The organism is Mycolicibacterium neoaurum ATCC 25795 (assembly GCF_000691525.1).
Taxonomy (GTDB): Bacteria; Actinomycetota; Actinomycetes; order Mycobacteriales; family Mycobacteriaceae; genus Mycobacterium; species Mycobacterium neoaurum.
Genome location: NZ_JMDW01000007.1, coordinates 19,942 through 39,724, shown reverse-complemented (window position 1 = coordinate 39,724; position 19,783 = coordinate 19,942). Strand labels below are relative to the sequence as shown.

The following is a 19,783-nucleotide window of genomic DNA, read 5'->3' as shown; positions in this document are numbered from 1 at the left end:
GGCTCAGACTAGCCGGGCTGGCCAGCATCCGGTCCGAGCGCGAAGACCAGACCGGCCGTCGCGACCATGACCGCCGCCAGACCGATGACGGGTGCGACGACGTAAAGCGTCAAGGTGGCGCCCAGGGCGGCGCCGGCACACATCGTCAGGACCACCGTGTAGCGCAGTTTCTCGCGTTGGCCGGTGCCGCCCGCGAGCCGGCTGTCGAAGCCGATGCCCACGATCGTCTGGGTGAGCACCGTGGTGGACAGTTCGGCGATGCCGACCTGTCGGGCCGCAGCGTTCTGGATCCCGAAGGTGACGGCCAGCCCGGCGATGAGGATCAACTTGGTGTCGTCGTGGTAGCGCAGCACACCGCTGCCGGCCAAGGCGGCGAGCGTTGTCAACGCCAGCACCTCGACGGTCAACGCCGTCGACATCCATCTGCGCACGGTGCCGAGGTGACGGACCATCCGCCCGCCCACCATCGTCCCTGCGACGAAGCTCAGGAAGGCGACCAAGGCCGCCGCCACGTCGACACCGGAATGCGGGACGAACCAGAATCCCAGGAAGATGACGTTGCCGGTCATGTTGGCGACGAACACATGTCCCAGGACCAACACACTGACCGCATCGACCAGCCCGGTCGCGAACGTCAGCAACAACAGCACGGTGACCGTGCGGCGCTGTGATACCGGCGATTCCATGCCAGGAAGCTACAGCCGGGAAGTCACAGTCGCGGGGTGAGGTCCAGGGAGGTGATGGCGTCCATCTGCGTGATGAGCCAGCGGGTGCCGTGCTTCTCCATGATCAACCGGTAGGACAGGTACCGCAGCGACGGGATGTTCTTGGTCACCGGACTGGTGGCCACCGAGTTGGTGTAGACGATCGCAGAGGCGTTGTTCGCGTCCATCGATTCGACCGCGGCACCGAGGACCTGCGTGTTGTTCGAAACCTGTGCCTGCTTGTTCGGCGCGGCGATCGCATCGATGTACTTGCGGTACTCGACCTGGAAATCCCCGCCGAGATACTTCGCGGCGCGGTCCGGTAGCGCCTCCATGTCCTCGGGGGTATAGGTCCACAGGGTGCTGATGGCATCGGCGGCGGTGCCGGCGATGTCCAGTTTCACCTGCACCTGCGCGCGGTCGACCAGATAGGGCGCGGCGGTGGCACCGGCGAATGCGGCGGCCGCGACAACGGCGACGGCTCCGACGGCCGCCAGGATCTTGACGCGTCGACCCGGCGGCCGGTGCGCCACCAACACCGGTTCGGCCTGAGCCTCGGTATCGGTATCGGGCTCGCTGTCGGTGTTGGTGTCGACTTCGGTTTCGGAGTCGGTGACGGCCGGCTCATCGGCCGCTGCCTCCGGCTCGGTAGTCGACGCCGTGGCCTCAGCCTCGGATTTGGCCTCGGACTTGGCCTCGGACTTCGTCTTCGGCACGGGGCCCGGATCGGTCCCGCTCCCGGACCCGGTGGTCAGATCACCTGAATCAGTCGGCTGATCTTCCACTGCTGTCCTTCCTTGATCGTCGTTGCCAACCAACGACTTCCGGTCTCGATGGTCTGTTTGCCGTCGGGTGTGGTGCTGGTCATCTTGGTGGCGACCAGCACATCGGCGCTTCCGTCATCGTTCCACCGTTGGACGCCCGCCTCCAACACCGTGCCGGTGGTCGGCTCCAGCCGAGCCACCTGCAGCACGATCTCGTTCTGCTTCTCGGTGAAGGTGGTCGCGAACTCGCCGGTGCCTTCGGCCTTGATCCGATCCGCATAGTCGTTGGCGTTGAACGGATCCAGCGTCGTGTAGGAGGTCATGAACGCGCGGACGTAACCGAGGGCGTCGGCATCGCGGATCGCGGTCTGGCGGTCCGACTCGTGGGTGACCACCAGGTAGGAGGCGAAGCCCAGCGCGGCGGCCATCAGCATCGAGACCAGTCCACTCACCAACGGCAGACCCCAGCGCAGCGGCCTGCGCTCCGGCGCCACGAAATACTCGGGCCGGTCGGGATCGACAATGCGGCGCGGGCTCATCCGCCGCTCGCCTGCATCTGTGGCCGCGTCAGCACCGACAGGTTCTGCACCTGCCACTGATCACCGGCCTTGACGAAATCGACCCGTACGGTCGCGGTGATGAAACGCATCGCGCCGGGATTGCTGCCACGCTGGCCCTGCATGGCCAGCAGCATCGATGCGGTGGTCGTCGTCGGCGGCGGCGACTCCAGCACCGCGCTGTTGACCGACCAGTACTCGTTGGACACCAGGGGGGCCTTGCGCAACGCGTCCTGCTGGGCGATCAACTGCGGCCGGTAACTCTCGGAGGCCAACGAGCGGGCACGCTCGAAATCCTGTTCCGCGGTGTCCGGGTTGTAGCTCAGCATCTTCTCCACGATGCCTGCGCCCTGGGCGGCGATCTGACCGCGGGCATCCTCCAACGCACGGTCACCCCGGTACACCACGAAATAGCCCGCGGTCGACGCCCCGACACCGACCAGCGCCACCGCGATCAGGCCGATCGCCACCGGTCGGCGCACATCGCGGTCCGGCTCGCCGACGCGGCGGACCTCGGTGCGCAGCAGCAGGTCGGCGAAAGTGCGACGACGACGGTCGAACAACGGCCACAACCACCCCGCCAGCAGCGGAACGGTGTCGAGCAGATGGGCGATATCGCGCAGCAGCAGTCTGCCGGTGTCGGGCGGGTTCCCATCGCCGGAGGTGCGGAACACCCGGATCCCGGTGACCGCGCGGCCCGCCGTCCAGCCGGTCCGCACCGGCAGCACCCAGCGGTTGCCCATCAGCACCAGTCCGGTCAGCACCGCCAAGCCGGTGTAGACCCACCACAGCGTCCCGAGGAAGGGCGCGGTCCAGGCCAGCATCGCCAGGGTGCCGATCAGCACCGCACCGAACAGGACATCGATACCGAATGCGGCCGCTCGGGCCCCCCAGGACGCCGGGGGCTCCTGCGGCAGCGGTTCCAGCTCGACCGCGTCGTCGAGAACTGCCGTCACGTGGTGACCTGTACGAGGTTGGCGATCTTGTAGGTGCCGTCGTCGCGTTGCATGGTGACCCGCAGCCGGTACCCCTGCTCCTGGTCGGCGGTTTCGCTGTTGGTCACCTTGGTCCGCACCGCCACCAGCACATCGACCGACCCGTCATCGTGGTGGCGTTCGACCGCGGCCCGCAGATCGGCGACCTCCACCTGCACGTTGGCGGCCTGATAGGCCTCCATCATCATCGAGCTGTAGAACACGGCCTGCGCGCCGAAGTCTCCGGTCGAGCAGTCGACGATGCGGCCCTGCGCCGCGCCCATCGACGCCAGATCCGGTGCCTGGGTCGCGATGACGCAATCCTTGGCCGCCTGCAGGGCGACCGCGTCGTCGCGGGCGATCTGGTCACTGCGCGCGTTCCACTGGAGCAACAGATAGCCAACCCCGGTCAGGGCGGCGGCGACGATGATCAGGACCGCAGCGATCGCGGCCACCCAGCCGCCGCCGAGGCGTCCGGCAACGGATGCCGAACCGGCATCACTGTCGGTGTCGGCGCTGCCGGCATCGCTGTCGGTGTCGGCCGCGGATTCAGCGGCCTGGATCTCTTCGTCGGTGGGGTTCAGCCGGCTGGTGCCAGCATCTCCTTCCATCCGTTATCTCCTGGATTGCTCGAGTTGTTGACGGAGTACTTGACGCCGTCGGGTCCGACCACTTCACCGCTGGACGGGCTGTACACCGCGGAAGGACCTGCTGCCGGAGTGTAGATGCACGGATTGGGTTGCTGTCCACTGCAGGTGACCGTGCCCTGGCCAGGCGGGGTGAGGGGGTCACTGGTCGGCAGCGTGGTCTGCGGTGGAGGCAGTTGGCTCGCCGGTAGCGGATTCATCCCGTTGTTGATCGACGGCGCCGGGATGACCTGACCGGGGTTCACCGGACGGGTGCAGCGTGCGCCGGCGGCCGGGCAGTCCACGATCTGGTTCGGATCGCCGTACCAGGGGTTGGTGCCCAGCGGCACATAGGGATCCTCACCGCGGCACTCCCGTGGCGTCGCCGCGCGCTTGCCGGGGACGTCGACGCACGGGTAGTTACGCGCGCCGCGCACCGCATTGGGGGCATCCTTCGGGATCTTGCAGTACAGCCCCGACGGCAGCGGCTCGGTCTTGGTGTCCGCCGGTGACCGCCACTGCGATGCGGGTAGGAAGCCGGTCAGGCACGGCGGCGGCGAGTTGATCCCCAGACCGAAATGCAGCAGACCCTCCGGGGCGAAGATCGTCGCCGTCTGGGCGATCGCCGCACCCTGCGGCAGCACCACCAGCACCTGCTCGACGTTCTTGTTGTACCGCTTGAGCATGTCGAGAACGATCTCGAGATTGGCCAGCGTCTGCGGTAGCGACTCGCGCACATCACCGAAGACCGCGTTGAGCTGATCGGCCGTCGGCGCCGCCTGCTGCAACCCGCTGCGCAGTGCGGCATCCTTCTCCGCGGTCTGCGCGCTGATCGTGTTCAGGTTGGCCGCCCACCGCGAGATGGCGTCACCGGAGTTCACCTGGGACTCGATGATCGGCGCCGAGTTGTCGACGACATCGGTGAGTGCGGGCAGGTTCTCCCGGAAATCACCGGCGAGGTTCTGCGTCGCATCGACCAGGCGCTGCAGGGAAGGGCCCAACCCGCCGACAGCCTTGGCGGTCTCGTCGAGCAGGACGCCGATCTTCTCCTCCGGCAGGGCGGCCAGGCCGCGCTGCGCGGAATCCAGGGCGGGCCCCACCTCGGCGGGCACGGTGCCCTTGGTGATCGTGTCCCCGTCCTTGAAGTGCTGCGGAACGTTATCGGGGGATACGAGGTCGAGGAACTGCTCACCGACGGCCGACACCGAGTGCACATCGGCGCTGGCGTCGATGGGCACCTGGGTGTCGTTGTTGATGTCCATCGTGACCCTGGCGCCGGTCTCGGTCGGCTCCACCTCGATCACCTTGCCGACCGTGGTGCCGCGGAAGGTGACGTTGGCGGTCTTGTACAGACCTGCCGAGTTCGGCAGGTCCGCGTAGAGCCGGTACATGCCGATGCCGGCATAGGTCGGCAGCCGCAGGTAGCCCAGCGACAACACCACCAGCGCCACCAACGTCAGCACGACGAAGATGAGCAACTGCGTCTTGATCATTCGGGTCAGCAGCATGACTCACTCCGACCTTTCGATCAGCGGACCGTTGGGCGCACTGTTCGGGTTGGGGGTGAACCGCACATCCGGCATCATCGTCGCCGGATCACGACCCCAGGCCTGTTCCAGTGCCCGCAGCATGCCCGAGATACCGGTACCCGACAGGAAACCGTTGTCGATGGCACTGAGCGTCAGGTCGATGGTCAGCGAGACGTTGATGTAGTCACCGCGGATCGCCTTCGGGATGTTCTCGATGTTGAACGGCACCGTGAGCAACAGCTTGAGCGCACCGACCAGATACGGGGAAGCCTTGGCCAGCTCCCGCAGCGGCCGCTGCAGATTCTTCAGGTTGGTGTTCAGGTTCGCGTTGGTGTTGCTCAGCGTCTCGTCAGCCGTCGCGCTGAGCCGCCCGAGCGATGTCACCGCATCGGCGAACAGGTCCCGGGTATCGGCGAAATGTTTGATCAGCGGCGGGAATTCGGTGAGCACGCGGTCCAGGGTCTCGGTGCGCTGGCTGACGATACCGAGCAGCCGGTTGGTCGAGTCGATGGCGCGCGTCAGGTCCTCACGCTGCTGGTTCATCTCGTAGGTGAAGGTGTCCAGCCGGTTCAACAGCTCCCGGATCTCGCCGGAACGCCCGGTCAGGATGGCGTTCACCTCGTTCTGGATCACCTCGATGTTCGGGATGCCACCGCCGGTCAGGATGCCCGAGATGCTGGCGAGCGTCCGCTCGATGGTGGGAAACGCCGATGATCGTTCCAGCGGAATGGTGTCCCCGTTGCGCAGTTTTTCCGGCGACGGGTCGTCCGGCTCGTCGAGTTCGACGTGCTGGGAACCCAGCAGCGAGGTCTGCCCGATGCGCGCCAGCGCATTCTTGGGCAACTCGACGCCGGGCTCCAGGTCCACCGTCAGCAACGGCGTCCAGTTCTTCAGCTCGATCTTGCGCACCCGGCCGACGAACACATCGGCGACCCGGACCCGGCTGTTGGCGTTGAGCGCCAACGTCTCCGGCATCTGGATGTAGATCGTCGTGCTGCCGTCCTGGGTGCCGGGGCCACCGGGCAGCGGGACATTGGCGATACCTCGCCACTGCCCGCACCCGGTGAGCATCAACCCGGCGACGGCCAGCGCCACGGCACGCGTGGCGATCTTCTTCAGCTTCATCGTGCACCTGCCTCTGCCGGCAGCGGCGGTCCGGCCGGGGCCGCCGGTGCGACCGGCGCCCCCACGGGCACGGCCGGCGGCGGGTCACCCGGGATGACACCCGGTGCCGGGACCGGCGGCGGTCCCGGTTGCGGATACCACGGCGGGGGTAGCGGATTGTTCTGGTCGTAGGCATTCGGCGGTCCGGGCAGGTTGCCACCCGGGGGCACGCCGAAGGCGGGCGGTGCCGGCGGCGGCACGATATCGGGCCCACCCAGCAACGCGGCCAACGAATCCGGGGTCAGCATGTTCGCGGTGAACGGCTGCACCTCGACCCCCTGCATACCGGGTGCCACGATCCAGCCGGGCTCATGGTTACCGTGCGAGAACAGGGTGTCACGAGAGAAGATGCCCGGCACCGTGGTGTCCTTGTACCCCGGCGGCGGACGCAGCCGCGGCTCGGAGTAGGCGATCTGCTTGGGCAGCGTCATCGCACCGGCCGCCAGGTTCATGCCGAACGGCAGGTAGTTGAACTTGATCGCGTCCATGATCGGCGCCAGGTACTGCGCGCAGAGCTCCGCGGAATCCTGGTAACCCATCCGGCTACCGGCCTGGATGGAACTGCAGATGAAGTTCAGCGGGTTGGAGAAGTTGGTGACGCCGGGCAGCACCGGAAGACCGACGATGCCACCCTGGTTGGGCGCCACCACGTTGACGACGTTGGCCACCAGGTTCGGGTACGCGTGCAGACCGGTCTCCAGACCGTCGCGAGGCTCGGGCTGCAGGATCGCGGTGGTGACATCCGACAGATTGTTGATGTCGTTGGTCAGCGGGGTCGCGTTCTCGTCGAGGAACTTTCGCGTGGTCGACAGCAACGTGTTCAGATCGTCCACCGCGTTGGCGACCTCGCGGTCGGTGTTGGTGAACGAGTTGGTGAACTGCGCCAGGTCGTTGTTCAGCGCCACGAACTGCTGATCGCTCTTGTGCAGCGCATTGACGAACACCGCGAGGCTCTTGACGATGCCGACGAAATCACCGCGGCCCTCGTTCAGCGCGGTCAGGGCATCCGAGAGCCCGGTGAGCGTCTTGTTGAACTGCTCGCCCTTGCCCTCGAATCCGTCGGCGAACGATTCGACGATATCGCCGAACGGGCCCTTGGGCTGCTCGGGTGTGGGGCCCAGATCGGCCAACAGCCGGGTGATCTGGTCGCGCAGCTGGTCGTACTCGACCGGGACCTGGGTGCGGTCCTCGTCGATGACCGCACCGTCCTGCATCGCCTCACCGCCGGTGTAGGGCGGGGAGAGCTGGATGACACGGGAGGCCACCAGCGACGGGTTCAGGATGGAGGCACTGGCGTCCGCGGGCACCTTGTACTTGCTGTCCCAGTGCAGCACCACCTTCATCCGGTCGCCCTGGGGCTCGATGGAATCGATGGCCCCGACCTTGACGCCCATGATGAGCACCTTGTCGCCGGGGTAGAGCGCCAGCGTCTGCGGGAAGTAGGCGGTGACCGTGGTCGTGGTCAGCTTCTTGTAAACATTCCAACCGACCGCGGCGGCACCTACGGCCACCACGAGCACGATCACGCCGAGGATGACGCTCGCCTTGGAAAGCTGTGGCAGTTTGACGTTGCGGATGTTGAAGATCGTCGACATGTCGGCGCCCTACCCTTCCTGCGAATTGGGCGGGAGGAACGGCGGATTACCGGGCAGCGGCGCGGTGCCCGCCGGCGAGAGCTGCTCACCTGGTCCCGGTGGCGGCGGCGGTCCCGGCAGCGGCGGCGGCAACGGCGCGCGGCTCGGGATCGGTCCTGGCGGGGCCGGAGCCCCCGGCGGACCGACCGGCACGGTGCGTGCTCCGGGCGGGCCCGGGACCAACGGCACCGGTGTGCCGGGCACGTTCGGCGGCAACTGACCTGGAATACCCGCACTCGGGACACCCGGTGTCGGTCCGAGTCCGTGCACGTTCGGATCCGAGGTCTGCACGCCCACCGGCGGGGCGAAGCCGCCGGGCACCGGACCGTAGGGTCCCTGGCTGAGCTGCGCGCACGGCAGCGGATTGCCCGGGCGGGGCAGGCCGTCGGCGGGCGGGGTGTACGAGCACGGCGATCCCGGCGGGACGGCGGGACCCGGGAACTCCGGGGTGCCCTCGGTCACCTGCGGGGCCGGCGGCGGTGCGCCGTTCTCGAAACGCTGCCCGTTGGGATCGGGGAACTGGAAGGCCGGCAGGCCCGCATTACGCCAGAACTCTTCCGGGTTGATGCCGCGCTTCTTGAAGGCGGCGTCGACGAACGGCTGCAACAGGGTGGGCGGCAGCAGGTTGGCCAGCATCACCTTGAAGTACGGGCCCGACGCCAGCGCCTCGGCCAGAGAGGTGATGAACTTGCCGGCGATGGACAGCGTGTCGGCGAGGTCCTGCTTACGTTCGTTGAGCGTATCGCTGATGGTGTTGAGCTGGGTCAGCACCTTGTTCAAATTCGGATTGTCCTGGATCAGACCGGAAACCTGCTGGGACACACCAGAAATCCGCTCCAGCAGCATGTTCACCGCGTAGCTGCGCTCGTTGACCGCGGCCAACAGGGTCTGCGCGTTGACCAGCAGTGCGTTGACCTGACCGCTGCGGTCGCCGAGCACGGTGGCGATCTTGTTGGCGTTGGCGAGCAGCTGCTTGAGCTGCTCGTCACGCTGGCCGAGGGTGTCGGAGAACCGCTGCACGCCCTCCAGGGCAGCACTCAGGTGCGGATAGGTCTGGTCGACCGTCTCGGACAGCACGTTCAGAGATTGCTTGACCGCCTGGGTATCCCAGCCCGCGGTGCCCTGGGTGACGTCGAGGAACGCGTCGTAGATCTGGTACGGCGTCTGGGTCTGTTCGACGGGCAGGAAGCCACGCGGTTTGAGGATCTCGTCGCCGCGGGGCTCCACCTCGATGTTCTTGCGGCCCAACACCGTATCGGTACGGATCGCGGCCCGGCTCTCGGTGCCGATCTGCATTCCGCCGAGGGTGTAGCCGATCTCGACGCGGTCGCCCTTGATCTCCATGCTCTGGACGGTGCCGACGTCGACGCCCGCGATGCGCACCTTGTCACCGACGTTGAGACCGCCGGTGTCGTTGAACTGGGCGTAGTACTCCGGCACCGCGAACAGCATCGGCACGCTGGTGATGGACGAGCCGACGCCGATGACCAGCGCCACGGTCACCACGCCCATCAGACCCTTGCGGATCCGGTCGTTGCCCTGGATGGTCCTCATTGCGGCGTGCACCTTCCCGTCGGCTGGGTGGTGACCCGCACCGTGCGGACCGGTCCACCCGGCTGAAGACCGTTGAGCCGCAGCGAGAGATCGCAGGCGTAGAAGTTGAAGAAGTCACCGTAGATGCCACCGGCGCGGCCGATGATCTTCAGCGAGGCCGGGATCTTCTGCACGATGTCGTTGACCTGGTCCAGCTGGTCGACCAGTGGCTGCTGGATGGTCTCCAGGTAACCGAAGGAATCCCGCAGCAGCGGCCGGTTGTCGGCCAACAGATCCGACAACGAGCCTGCGGCATCACTGATATCGGCCACCGACGCACCGATCGGGTCGGCCCGGTTCTTCAGGCCGGTGATCAATGCCTCGAAGTTCACCAGGGTTTCGTCGAGCTGCTTCTGGTGTTTGACGGTGGTGTCCAGCACGGTGTTGAGGTTGGTGATCACCTCGCCGATCGCCTGGTCGCGGTCGGCGAGCGCTGAGGTCAGCTCGGCCGTCTGGTCCAGGATGTTGTTGATGGTGCCGCCCTGGCCCTGGAAGATCGTGATGATCGAGTTCGCGATGTTGTTGACCTTGTTGGAGTCAAGGGATTTGAACAGCGGCCGGAAGCCACCGACGAGCGCGTCGAGGTCCAGCGCCGGCTCGGTGCGTTCCAGCGGGATGGTGCTGCCGGCGGGCAGCACGGTGTTGCTGTCACCGCGTCGCAGTTCCACGTAGCGGTTGCCGATGAGGTCGAGATACCGGATGGCAGCGGTGGTTTCGGAGAACAGCTGCAGGTCGCGCTCGACCTCGAAGTCGACGCGCACCCGCTGGCCGCCGTCGATGAGGGTGACGCCCTCGACCTTGCCGACCTCGACACCGTAGGCGCGCACGAACTGGCCGGTGCGCAGACCGCTGGCGTTCTCGAAGATCGCCGAATATCCCGTCGTGCGGTCGAACCGCAGTTGGGCGAACACCACGAAGATGACCGCGGTGAAGGTCAGCAGCACCGCGGAGATGGCGCCCAGTTTGAAGAGGGTTCCCTTGATGCTCATGGGATACGCACCTGTCGAATAATCGCTTCGCTCATGGGTTGATCGTGTTCTCCCCCACTTGGCGTCCCCAGACGTATTCCTGCATGATCGGCTGTCCGAGTTCGAAATGGTTGTACGGTGCGAGGCTGGCACCGGTGTCCATCACCAGGTACGGCATCGGCCACAGATCACGGGTGATCGGCTGCCAACAACCGGGACGTCCGCCGGGTCCGCCGGTGGCGTTGACGCGAGGAAGGTTGTCCGGGAACACATACGGGTTGCCCACACCGACCACCGACGACTTGGTCCGCAGGGAGTAGCCGTTACCGCCGAGGGCATCCGCCAGCTTCGGGGCGCTGTCGTGGTAGTTGCGGATGGTGCAGAACAGGGCGGGGCTGTGGTAATCGAGCAGCTTGGAGGTGGGCAGCAGGTCCTGGGCCCCGCGGACCAGATATGGACCCCCGCGCTCGAAGATGTCGGCGCCGGTGTTGCCGAACCCGACCGCGGCCATCAGCGCCTGGTCGATATTGCCCTGCTCGGCGTTGAGGGTCTGCGCGGTGGTCACCGCGTTGGTCAGACCGTCGAACAGATCGGGCGCGGCATCGGAATACACCTCGGCCAGATTGGCCAGCCCCGTCACGTCGCGCCGGATCTGCGGCATCCGCGCGTTCAGTTCGCCGAGAATGTCATTGCCGTCGACCAGCGACTGTCCGAACTTGTCGCCGAGTCCGTCGAGTGCCTGGGCCGCGGCGGTCAGCGTCTGGTTCAGCTTCACCGGGTCGATCTGCTGGGCGATCTTCATGATCGTCTCGAACAGCGTGTTGAACTCGGTGGTGGTGCCGGTGGCCTGCACGGTGTCCCCACCGGCCAACCGCTGCGCCGACGGGTTCGGCGGGGAGAGGAAGGAGATGTACTTGTTGCCGAACACCGTGGTGGCGCGCAGTTCGGCCTGCACATTGGCCGGGATCAGCGACAGGTACTTCGGGTCGACGTCGAGGGTCAGCTTGGCCTGCGGGACGTCGCCGACGGTGACGACGCCGGACTCGGCCAACCGCCCGATCGGCACACCATTGAAGGTGACCTTCGAGCCCGGGTCCATCGCCAGGCCGGCCCGCTCGGCCATGACGGTCAGCTGCACGCGCTTCTCGAAGTAGCCGCGGAACTGCAACCAGGTCAGGGTCAGGACGAGGGCGCAGACGAGGAGCAGGACGACACCGGCGACCTTGTACGGCGGCGTCTTCGGCTTGACCAGGGGTGCGGAGGGCTGGGTCATGGCTACACCGTCAGGTTGAAGTTCGGGTCGGTGCCGTAGAGCGCCAACGAGGCGAGCAGGACGACCAGCACGATCGCGATCAGTGACGTGCGCATCGAGCGACCGACCGCCTCACCCACACCCACTGCGCCACCGCTGGCGAAGTAACCGAAGTAGCAGTGGTTCAACATGATGATGATCGACATGATGATCACCTCCAGGAACGACCACATGACGTCATCCACCCGCAGGAACGTATGAAAGTAGTGCTCGTAGGTGCCGACCGACTGCGAGTAGAAGACCGTGGTGACCAACTGCGCGGACAGGAACGACAGCAGAATGGCCATCGCGTAGAGCGGGACGATGACGATGGCCCCGGCCATCAGCCGGGTGGACACCAGATACGAGATGGACTTGATGCCCATCACCTCCAGCGCGTCGATCTCCTCGCTGATGCGCATGGCGCCGAGCTCGGCGGTGGCTCCCGCGCCGACGGTGGCGGCCATCGCCTGGCCGGTGACCACCGGGGCGACGACGCGGATATTGGCCAGCGCGGCGAAGAAGCCGGTGAAGGCCTCGACGCCGATATTGCCCAGTGAGGCGAAACCCTGGATGGCGATCAGCGAGCCCGCCGAGAGGGTGACGAAACCGATGATGGCGACGGTGCCCCCGATGACGGCCATGGCGCCGGTGCCCATGCCGATCTCGGCCACCAGTCGCAGCGACTCGCGACGGTAGTGCTTGAACGCATGCGGCAGATGCCCGACGGCCTGCACGACGAACCAGGCGACGTGACCGATGCTGTCGAGGAACCGGCCGGGCGCGCCGGCGTATCCGCGGGTGCGATCGAACGCCCTCGGGAACCGGGCGCGTAGAACTGCGGCTGTACTCATACGCGGCCTAGCCTCCCGTCCCGAACCGGACACCGATCGTCGTCAGCACGACGTTCACCGCGAACAACGCGACGACGCACAGCACCAGCGTCTCGTTGACCGCAGTGCCGACGCCCTTGGAACCGCCCGCCACGGTGAGCCCGCGGTAGCAACCCACCAGCCCGGCGATCAGACCGAAGAGGGTGGCCTTGATGACCGAGATCATGACCTCCGGGAAACCGGTGAGCAGCGTGAGCGTCGCGACATAGGCGCCGGCGTTGACGTTCTGGATGTAGACACCGAAGAAGTACCCGCCGACCAGGCCGATGGTGATCACCGCGCCGTTGAGCAGGAAGGCGACGAACGTGGCGGCAACCACGCGGGGAGCCACCAGGCGCTCGATGGGGTCGATGCCCAGCACCTCCATGGCGTCGATCTCTTCGCGCACGGTGCGCGCACCGAGGTCGGCGCAGATGGCGGTGGACCCGGCTCCGGCGACGACGAGCACCGTCACCAGCGGGCCCAGCTGGGTGACCGCGCCCAGCGCCGCGCCGGCACCGGAGACGTCGGCCGCACCGAACTCGGCGAGCAGGATGTTCAACGTGAAGATGATGAGCACGGTGAGCGGGATGGACACCGCCAGCGTGGGCAGGAACGCGACCCGGATCAGAAACCAGCTCTGAAGGATGAATTCCTTCCACTGGAAGGGCCTCGTGAGGAGCGCCTTGCCGGTCAGGACGCACATCTTGAAGAAGCCACCGACCATAGTCAGTGGTTTGTCCAACTGGTCCTTGACGTAGTCGACCAGGCCGTTGCCCGCCGTCACAGCGCGACCACCGAGGCGAGTTCCAAGTGCGGCGGAACTAGCTGCACGCCCCCTCCTCTACTCTCGCGGAGCCCCGTCTCCATGACCTGTGACATCGCCCTACCTACCGGTCGGTAGTAACTCGGACCACAGGACTGTACCCGATCGGTGACCAGGCAGGTGACGCATCGGCTCTATTCATATCGCAACTGTTAGCAAATTCGATCTGCGCGGCGAGACACCGGGTTCTGTGGTAAACCCGTTGGCTCGACACGCCTTTCGCCCGCGTCAATCTTCGCTCAGCTGCCGAACATGGTTCGTAGTTCGGTTTTGAGCACTTTGCCCGACGGGTTGCGTGGCAACGCCTCGACGATCTCCAGGGCCTTCGGGTGCTTGTATCGAGCCAACCGCTCGGTGAGGAAATCGTCGAGTTCGGCAAGCGTCAGAACGCTCTCGGGCGGCTCGCCGGACCGCGCCGCCAGAGCAACCACGGCGACCGGAACCTCGCCCCACTTCTCGTGCGGCCGGCCGATCACCGCGACCTCGGCAATGGCGGGATGAGCAGCCAAGACATTCTCGACCTCGGCGCAGTAGATGTTCTCCCCGCCGGAGATGATCATGTCCTTCTTACGGTCGACCACCCAGATGTAACCCTCGTCGTCCTGGCGCACAAGATCCCCCGAGTGGAACCAGCCGCCGGCAAACGCTTCGGCGGTGGCCTTCGGGTTGTTCCAGTAACCGGCCATCAGGGTCGGCGCCCGGTAGACGATCTCACCGACCTCGCCGACCGGGACGTCGTTCATGTCCTCGTCGACGATGCGCGCCGACACCGTCGGGATGACCTTGCCCACCGAGCCGAGCTTGCGAATTGCGTCCTCGCCCAACAACATACAGGTCACCGGCGACATCTCGGTCTGACCGAAGGCGGCCAGGATGTTGGCTCCGGGGAAGGTCTGCGCCATATCTGTCAGCAACGTATCGGAGGCCGGCGCCGCGCCCCAGGACAACACCCGCAGCTTGAGGTTCCTCGGCTGCGCGCGTTGGGCGGCGCAGACCGCCTGCCACTGCGCGGGGACCAGGAAGATGCCGGTGACCTCTTCGGCCTCCAACACGTCGAGCAGCGCACCCGGATCGAAGGCGCCGAGCGGGTAGACCACGGTCGGCCTGCCCAGCAGCAGGCCCGGGATCATGTTCCCGATACCGGCGATGTGGAACAGCGGCACACCGATGAAACCGACATCGTGGTTGAGGTCGGCACCGTTGGTGAACAGGTGGGTCAGTGCCTGACCGCTGATGTTGGTGTGGGTGAGCACCGCACCCTTTGGACGCCCGGTGGTTCCGGAGGTGTACATGATCAGCGCGGGCGAGTCGTTGGGGACGTCCACCGGCTCGGGCGTCGGGTTCTGCTCGGCGAGCAGATCGTCGTAGCCGAGGACACCGTCCTCGCTGCCCGCCCCGGCAACGATGACAGTGCTCAGGGTCGCGTCCAGGTCGCGTACCGCGATCGCCACCGGCGCGAGCACCGATTCGGTGACGACCACCCGCGCTGCGCAATCGCTGACCAGGAAGGCGATCTCGGGCGGGGTCATCCGGAAATTGACCGGCACCGCGATCGCTCCGAGCCGATTGGCCGCGAGGAAGGATTCGATGAACTCCGGGCGGTTGAGCATGAGGATGAGCACGCGGTCACCCGCGGTGATACCGCGGCTGTGCAGTGCGGCGGCCAACGCATCGACGCGACGGTCGAGGTCGGCCCAGGTGGTGGTCTGGCCGAGGAAGCGCAGCGCGGTCTTGTCCGGCTGCATCAGCGCATGCCGGGAGAGCTGGTTGGACCAGTTCTGCTGCCTGGCCAGATAGGGCTGTTCGGTACTGGACGTCGCTGACTGAGGTGCGGACTCAGTTGCAGACTGAACTGTCACTGCAGAGGCTCTTTCGATCGGCGGCCGCGCAATACGCTTGCGCAATGTTGATATTTGATCAAACATTATGTAGTCGGGGTCACACTATGACGCCGACCCGCTTCTGGACAAGCTTTTCACCACCGCGATGACCCGGAACCCACGACCAGCCGCAGAGGACCCACCGCACCCGCATGAACGCACCCGCCAAACTGGGTCCCGCCCGCCGCCGCGAACAGCTCTCCGACGAGGTGGCCGGTTATCTGCGGGTCGCGATCATGTCGGGGACGCTGCGGCCGGGAACCTTCGTGCGGCTCGACGAGACCGCCGCCCAACTCGGTGTCAGCATCACCCCGGTGCGCGAGGCACTGCGGACCCTGCGCGGTGAGGGCATGGTGCAGCTGGAACCACACCGCGGGCACATGGTGTCACCGTTCACCCGCGATGACATCGCCGACATCTTCTGGCTGCAGGGCGCCATCGCCGCGGAGTTGGCCGCGACGGCCGCACAGCGGGCCACCGATGCCGATATCGACGAGCTGGAGCGGCTCACCGAGGACCTGGCCGCGGCCGTCCGCGGCGGAGATGTCGAACCGATCGCCCGTGCGGAGTTCCACTTCCATCGCGCGTTCAACCGGACGACCAATCGGATGAAGCTTGCCTGGTTCCTGCTGCACGCCGCGCGTTACCTGCCACCGCACATCTATGCCTCCGACCCGACGTGGGGGCAGGACGCGGTGGTCAACCACCGACAATTGACCGCGGCCATGCGTCGCCGCGAGGTCGACGAGGTGGTGCGACTGACCCGCAGCCAATTCGACGACGGCGCGCGGCGGCTGACCAGCCTCCTCGACAGCCTCGGGCTGTGGACCTGACCCGTGCCTTCAAAGCCGCAATGAGCGTCAGGCCAGCTGCTCGGCGCGCTTCTTCACATTGTTCGCCAGGTGCTCCAGCGCATCGTTGACGACCTTTTTGATCATCATCGCCGGCACGCCGGGCATATCGACCTCGACGTCCATATCGACGGTCAACAGGCTGCTCGGGCCCATGTCGACGACGGCGAACAGCTGCTCCTGCTTGCTGAACAGATTGCCCTGCTGCATCACGGTCTGGATCTGTCCGTCAGCGGGGTAGTAGACAGCCTGGATGTAGCTGCCCTCCATGCCCTGGATCTTGGTGTCCAATCGCAACTGGCTGGGCCGCCCGTCGTCATAGCGGGCCAGGATCCACGCTCCGGTGACCTCTTCGTTCCACTGCGGGTAGGCCTCGAAGTCGGCCACGATCGCCATGATGGCGGCGGCGGGTGCGGCAACCTCGACGGTCTTGCTGACGATCGGCATCGGGCGAGCATAGCGAGTCACGGCGGGGCGCCTCAGATCTGGACCGTCTCTCCCCTGGCGAGCTCGACGATGCGGTCGTCCATGCGGCGGCGCTCCATCTCGGCGCGGAAGTCCCTCAGCGGGGACGCGAAGACCCCGTAGTCGTCGAAGTGCACGGGGATCACCTTGGGCAGCCCGACCGCCTCGACCGCATCGGCGCCCTGACGGCCGTCCATCGTGACGGTCAGCCCGAACGGCAACCGCGGGCCGGCAGGCAACCGGGTACCGCCCAGATGCAGGACGCCCGCCTCGATCGTCTCGAAGCGGGTGGCGATGTCCCTGAGGTCCTCGATGTAGAGGGTGTCCCCCGAGATGTAGAGCCGCCGTTGCGCGGGATGCTCGGTGGTGCCGAACTCCAGCATGGAGCCCATCACCGGGGGCAGCAGCCGCTGCGTCCAGGTCGGTGCGTGCCTGCCGGGCAGGGCGGTGACCCGCAGCGTGGACGACCCCTTGACGATATCGCGGTGCTCCCAGGTGGTCAGCCCGCGCGCACCGTTGAAACCGCGGCGCACCAACCGTTTTGCCGCATGTGGGGTGGTGACGACCCGTAGCGAGTGGTCGAGACCGCGCTGCGCGACCCGGTCCCAGTGGTCACCGTGCATGTGTGAGAGGACTATCGCATCCAGCGGCGGTAGCTCGTCGATGCTCAGGGCGGGCGCATGCAGTCGCCGCGAGACCAGGCCGTAGCCCAGGTAGGCGTGCTGGCCCTGGTGCAGGAAATTCGGATCGGTCAGCACGGTGATGCCACCGGCCGAGATCAGCGTGGTGGCATTGCCGATGAAGGTGACCGTCAGGTCCATCGGGCGGCCCTTCGGCGGGCGGCCCGCGCGACGAGCACACCGGCCAGCAGCCACGGTGCGGTGTTCAGCAGCGGGTCGATCCAGGTGTGCGAGGTGTCCACCCGGGTGGTGCCGACCCGGGACCGCCACCCGTGATGGGTGAACTCTGTGGTGATGCCCGTCTCGGTGATCGGATTGTCCGGGCGCAGCCGCACCAATGCGCCCAGGCGACTTTCCGCGGTGTCGATGCGGTCGGCGCCGATCAACAGCAGCCAGTGCGCGGCACGTCCCTCGCTGTAACGGCGATAGGCGAACCGACGCACCATGCCCGAAAGTCCGTGCAACGGTGCCGATGTCCCGAAAACCGGTGTGAGCCTGGCATGTTCGATCGAGCGTTCACGTGGCCGGCGTTCGGGTTGCTGTTCGGGGAGCGTCCAGTGCGCACCGGTGACAGCGGGGTCGAACCGCATCCGGGGCACGGCGGGGCGATCGGCGGGATCGAGATCCGCACCCCAGCCGGGGATGCGGGCGCGCAGGTCGGCGCTGTCCGGGACGGACGGGTGGTCGGGTGTGTACACCATGGTGCGCTCCTGTCAGCCGGCGTTCGGAAGAACGACCGGCTTGATGCAGTTGTCGAGCTTGGATGAGAAGATGTGGTAGCCCTCGGCGATATGCTCCAGCGGAATACGATGAGTGACAATGTCATTGGGTTTGAGATAGCCGTTCTGGATATGTGAGAACAGTCGCGGCCACTGGCGTTTCACCGGGCATTGGTTCATCCGCAACGTCAGGCCCTTGTTCATCGCGTCACCGAACTTCACGGCACTGAACATCGGCCCGTAGGCACCCATCACCGATACCGTTCCGCCCTTGCGGACCGAGTCGATGGCCCAGTTCAGCGCCACCGGGGACCCGCCCTGCAGCTTGAATTTGGTTGCGGTGACGTGCTGGGTGAAGTTGCCGTCGGCCTCGGCACCCACACAGTCGATCACCGCGTCGGCACCCAGCCAGCCGGTGGCCTTCTTCATCTCGACCACGATGTCGTCGTATTCGGCGAAGTTGCGGGTTTCGGCGTGGGCGAATATGCGCGCCTTGGCCAATCGGTTCTCCAGATGGTCGACCACGATGACGCGACCCGCGCCCATCAGCCAGGCGGATTTGGCCGCGTACAGTCCGATCGGCCCTGCTCCGAACACCGCGACCACATCCCCTTCGGCGATATCGGCCAGTTGCGCACCGAAATAGCCGGTGGCCAGCGCATCGGTGCACAGCAGCGCGTCCTCGTCATCCATCCAGTCCGGGATGATCGCGGGCCCCACATCGGCGAACGGCACCCTGACGAACTCGGCCTGCCCTCCGTCGTAACCGCCGCAGGTGTGGGAGTAGCCGTAGATGCCGCCGACGGCGGTGGCATTCGGATTGACGTTGTGGCAGTTGGAGTACAGGCCACGGGCACAGAAGTAACATGATCCGCAGTAGACGTTGAACGGCACCATCACCCGGTCACCGCGTTTCAGGTTGCGCACCGATGGGCCCACCTGTTCGACGACGCCGATGAACTCGTGTCCGAACGTCGTGCCGACCCGGGTGTCAGGCATCATCCCGTGGTACAGGTGCAGATCCGAACCGCAGATCGCCGCCATCGTGACCCGGACGATCGCATCGTTGGGATGTTCGATCGTCGGCATGTCCTTGTCTTCGACCCGAACCTTGTAGGGCCCGCGGTAGACCATTGCGCGCATGGCGCCTCCTCCGTGGCTGGTTCACGGCGGCTACCCCGTCTGGCGCGACGGAAACGGGCCCGTCAGTCGGGCGTCGCGTCGTGGACTGCGGTTTGCAGCAGGGCGCGCACGGCATCCGGGATGGGTACCGGGCGGCGGGTCCGGCGGTCGACGTAGACGTGCACCCAGGAGCCGACCGCGGCGGGCCGCGTATCAAGTCCGGCGGCGGGCCGCGTATCCCCTCCGGCCCACAGTCCGGTGCGGTAGGTGACGCTGCTGTTGCCCAACCGCGTCACCGCGAGACCGACCACCAGGTCAGCGGGGAACTGCAGTTCGGAGTAGTAGCGGCAACCTGATTCGGCGACCACCGCAAGCCACGGCGCCGCCATCGCATCGACTCCGGCGCGACGCCCGATCCAGGCGTTGATGGCGGTGTCGAAGAGTTGGTAATAGACGGCGTTGTTGAGATGTCCGAACATGTCGTTGTCGGCCCATCGTGTCTGCACCGGCCAGTGCACCCCGAAGTCCGCGGTCGTGTACTCCATGCGGCAAGCATGTCAGGCT

General features: G+C 66.3%; 20 protein-coding genes. 1 reads left to right on the top strand and 19 read right to left on the bottom strand.

What is annotated here, in order from left to right:
• Window positions 1–8 precede the first annotated feature (8 nt).
• The 14 genes from IC40_RS0106745 to fadD5 form a co-directional block, all read right to left on the bottom strand.
• Entirely contained in the window at window positions 9–686 is a 678-nt protein-coding gene (locus tag IC40_RS0106745) for a YoaK family protein (RefSeq protein ID WP_030133978.1), read from the bottom strand.
• Window positions 687–709: 23 nt separating this feature from the next.
• Window positions 710–1,489 (bottom strand): mammalian cell entry protein, encoded by a 780-nt coding sequence (locus IC40_RS0106740; protein ID WP_030133977.1) that lies wholly within the window; start codon window positions 1,487–1,489, stop codon window positions 710–712.
• On the bottom strand, window positions 1,456–2,007 hold the full coding sequence (locus IC40_RS0106735) for an Rv1363c family protein (protein WP_030133976.1): 552 nt from the start codon (window positions 2,005–2,007) through the stop codon (window positions 1,456–1,458). Before IC40_RS0106735 ends, IC40_RS0106740 begins: the two co-directional genes overlap by 34 nt.
• Window positions 2,004–2,981 (bottom strand): RDD family protein, encoded by a 978-nt coding sequence (locus IC40_RS0106730; protein ID WP_030133975.1) that lies wholly within the window; start codon window positions 2,979–2,981, stop codon window positions 2,004–2,006. Before IC40_RS0106730 ends, IC40_RS0106735 begins: the two co-directional genes overlap by 4 nt.
• Window positions 2,978–3,610, bottom strand: coding sequence for an Rv1363c family protein (locus IC40_RS0106725; RefSeq protein WP_030133974.1), 633 nt, complete (start codon window positions 3,608–3,610; stop codon window positions 2,978–2,980). Before IC40_RS0106725 ends, IC40_RS0106730 begins: the two co-directional genes overlap by 4 nt.
• Window positions 3,580–5,130: an MCE family protein gene (locus IC40_RS0106720; RefSeq protein ID WP_036462705.1), complete on the bottom strand. Its 1,551-nt coding sequence runs from the start codon at window positions 5,128–5,130 to the stop codon at window positions 3,580–3,582. The genes IC40_RS0106725 and IC40_RS0106720 overlap by 31 nt, the downstream gene beginning before the upstream one ends.
• Before the next feature lie 6 nt (window positions 5,131–5,136).
• Window positions 5,137–6,279: a virulence factor Mce family protein gene (locus IC40_RS0106715; protein WP_030133972.1), complete on the bottom strand. Its 1,143-nt coding sequence runs from the start codon at window positions 6,277–6,279 to the stop codon at window positions 5,137–5,139.
• On the bottom strand, window positions 6,276–7,913 hold the full coding sequence (locus IC40_RS0106710; protein ID WP_030133971.1) for a virulence factor Mce family protein: 1,638 nt from the start codon (window positions 7,911–7,913) through the stop codon (window positions 6,276–6,278). The genes IC40_RS0106715 and IC40_RS0106710 overlap by 4 nt, the downstream gene beginning before the upstream one ends.
• Window positions 7,914–7,922: 9 nt before the next feature.
• A complete protein-coding gene (locus IC40_RS0106705) occupies window positions 7,923–9,506 on the bottom strand; it encodes a virulence factor Mce family protein (RefSeq protein WP_030133970.1) in 1,584 nt (527 codons plus the stop codon).
• Complete coding sequence (locus IC40_RS0106700) at window positions 9,503–10,534, bottom strand: MCE family protein (protein ID WP_030133969.1); 1,032 nt, start codon at window positions 10,532–10,534, stop codon at window positions 9,503–9,505. The genes IC40_RS0106705 and IC40_RS0106700 overlap by 4 nt, the downstream gene beginning before the upstream one ends.
• Window positions 10,535–10,565: 31 nt before the next feature.
• Window positions 10,566–11,786, bottom strand: a complete 1,221-nt coding sequence (locus tag IC40_RS0106695; protein WP_030133968.1) for an MCE family protein — start codon at window positions 11,784–11,786, stop codon at window positions 10,566–10,568.
• Window positions 11,787–11,788: 2 nt separating this feature from the next.
• Entirely contained in the window at window positions 11,789–12,658 is an 870-nt protein-coding gene (locus tag IC40_RS0106690) for an MlaE family ABC transporter permease (protein WP_030133967.1), read from the bottom strand.
• Between the two features lie 7 nt (window positions 12,659–12,665).
• On the bottom strand, window positions 12,666–13,403 hold the full coding sequence (locus IC40_RS0106685; RefSeq protein ID WP_174241834.1) for an MlaE family ABC transporter permease: 738 nt from the start codon (window positions 13,401–13,403) through the stop codon (window positions 12,666–12,668).
• 338 nt (window positions 13,404–13,741) lie between these two features.
• Window positions 13,742–15,361, bottom strand: coding sequence for a fatty-acid--CoA ligase FadD5 (fadD5, locus tag IC40_RS0106675; RefSeq protein WP_042509495.1), 1,620 nt, complete (start codon window positions 15,359–15,361; stop codon window positions 13,742–13,744).
• Window positions 15,362–15,534: 173 nt separating this feature from the next.
• Here fadD5 and IC40_RS0106670 point away from each other — a divergent pair, with 173 nt between their 5' ends.
• A complete protein-coding gene (locus IC40_RS0106670; protein WP_030133964.1) occupies window positions 15,535–16,215 on the top strand; it encodes a GntR family transcriptional regulator in 681 nt (226 codons plus the stop codon).
• A 27-nt stretch (window positions 16,216–16,242) separates the two neighbouring features.
• Here IC40_RS0106670 and IC40_RS0106665 read toward each other — a convergent pair whose 3' ends face one another.
• The 5 genes from IC40_RS0106665 to IC40_RS0106645 form a co-directional block, all read right to left on the bottom strand.
• A complete protein-coding gene (locus tag IC40_RS0106665; protein WP_030133963.1) occupies window positions 16,243–16,680 on the bottom strand; it encodes an SRPBCC family protein in 438 nt (145 codons plus the stop codon).
• Between the two features lie 32 nt (window positions 16,681–16,712).
• Complete coding sequence (locus tag IC40_RS0106660) at window positions 16,713–17,519, bottom strand: MBL fold metallo-hydrolase (RefSeq protein WP_030133962.1); 807 nt, start codon at window positions 17,517–17,519, stop codon at window positions 16,713–16,715.
• Entirely contained in the window at window positions 17,510–18,079 is a 570-nt protein-coding gene (locus tag IC40_RS0106655; RefSeq protein WP_030133961.1) for a hypothetical protein, read from the bottom strand. The genes IC40_RS0106660 and IC40_RS0106655 overlap by 10 nt, the downstream gene beginning before the upstream one ends.
• A 12-nt stretch (window positions 18,080–18,091) precedes the next feature.
• Window positions 18,092–19,240 carry a zinc-dependent alcohol dehydrogenase gene (locus tag IC40_RS0106650; RefSeq protein ID WP_030133960.1) on the bottom strand — a complete coding sequence of 383 codons (1,149 nt, stop codon included), beginning with the start codon at window positions 19,238–19,240 and terminating at the stop codon, window positions 18,092–18,094.
• Window positions 19,241–19,302: 62 nt separating this feature from the next.
• On the bottom strand, window positions 19,303–19,764 hold the full coding sequence (locus IC40_RS0106645) for an acyl-CoA thioesterase (protein WP_030133959.1): 462 nt from the start codon (window positions 19,762–19,764) through the stop codon (window positions 19,303–19,305).
• Window positions 19,765–19,783 lie beyond the last annotated feature (19 nt).

Excerpts from the sequence above, each read along its gene's own strand:
- IC40_RS0106690 (WP_030133967.1), bottom strand. The coding sequence starts at position 12,658 with ATGAGTACAGCCGCAGTTCTACGCGCCCGGTTCCCGAGGGCGTTCGAT.
- IC40_RS0106700 (WP_030133969.1), bottom strand. The coding sequence starts at position 10,534 with ATGAGCATCAAGGGAACCCTCTTCAAACTGGGCGCCATCTCCGCGGTG.
- IC40_RS0106670 (WP_030133964.1), top strand. The coding sequence starts at position 15,535 with ATGAACGCACCCGCCAAACTGGGTCCCGCCCGCCGCCGCGAACAGCTC.
- IC40_RS0106695 (WP_030133968.1), bottom strand. The coding sequence starts at position 11,786 with ATGACCCAGCCCTCCGCACCCCTGGTCAAGCCGAAGACGCCGCCGTAC.
- IC40_RS0106710 (WP_030133971.1), bottom strand. The coding sequence starts at position 7,913 with ATGTCGACGATCTTCAACATCCGCAACGTCAAACTGCCACAGCTTTCC.
- IC40_RS0106705 (WP_030133970.1), bottom strand. The coding sequence starts at position 9,506 with ATGAGGACCATCCAGGGCAACGACCGGATCCGCAAGGGTCTGATGGGC.
- IC40_RS0106650 (WP_030133960.1), bottom strand. The coding sequence starts at position 19,240 with ATGCGCGCAATGGTCTACCGCGGGCCCTACAAGGTTCGGGTCGAAGAC.
- IC40_RS0106655 (WP_030133961.1), bottom strand. The coding sequence starts at position 18,079 with ATGGTGTACACACCCGACCACCCGTCCGTCCCGGACAGCGCCGACCTG.
- IC40_RS0106745 (WP_030133978.1), bottom strand. The coding sequence starts at position 686 with ATGGAATCGCCGGTATCACAGCGCCGCACGGTCACCGTGCTGTTGTTG.
- IC40_RS0106645 (WP_030133959.1), bottom strand. The coding sequence starts at position 19,764 with ATGGAGTACACGACCGCGGACTTCGGGGTGCACTGGCCGGTGCAGACA.
- IC40_RS0106665 (WP_030133963.1), bottom strand. The coding sequence starts at position 16,680 with ATGCCGATCGTCAGCAAGACCGTCGAGGTTGCCGCACCCGCCGCCGCC.
- IC40_RS0106725 (WP_030133974.1), bottom strand. The coding sequence starts at position 3,610 with ATGGAAGGAGATGCTGGCACCAGCCGGCTGAACCCCACCGACGAAGAG.
- IC40_RS0106735 (WP_030133976.1), bottom strand. The coding sequence starts at position 2,007 with ATGAGCCCGCGCCGCATTGTCGATCCCGACCGGCCCGAGTATTTCGTG.
- IC40_RS0106660 (WP_030133962.1), bottom strand. The coding sequence starts at position 17,519 with ATGGACCTGACGGTCACCTTCATCGGCAATGCCACCACGCTGATCTCG.
- IC40_RS0106715 (WP_030133972.1), bottom strand. The coding sequence starts at position 6,279 with ATGAAGCTGAAGAAGATCGCCACGCGTGCCGTGGCGCTGGCCGTCGCC.
- IC40_RS0106685 (WP_174241834.1), bottom strand. The coding sequence starts at position 13,403 with ATGGTCGGTGGCTTCTTCAAGATGTGCGTCCTGACCGGCAAGGCGCTC.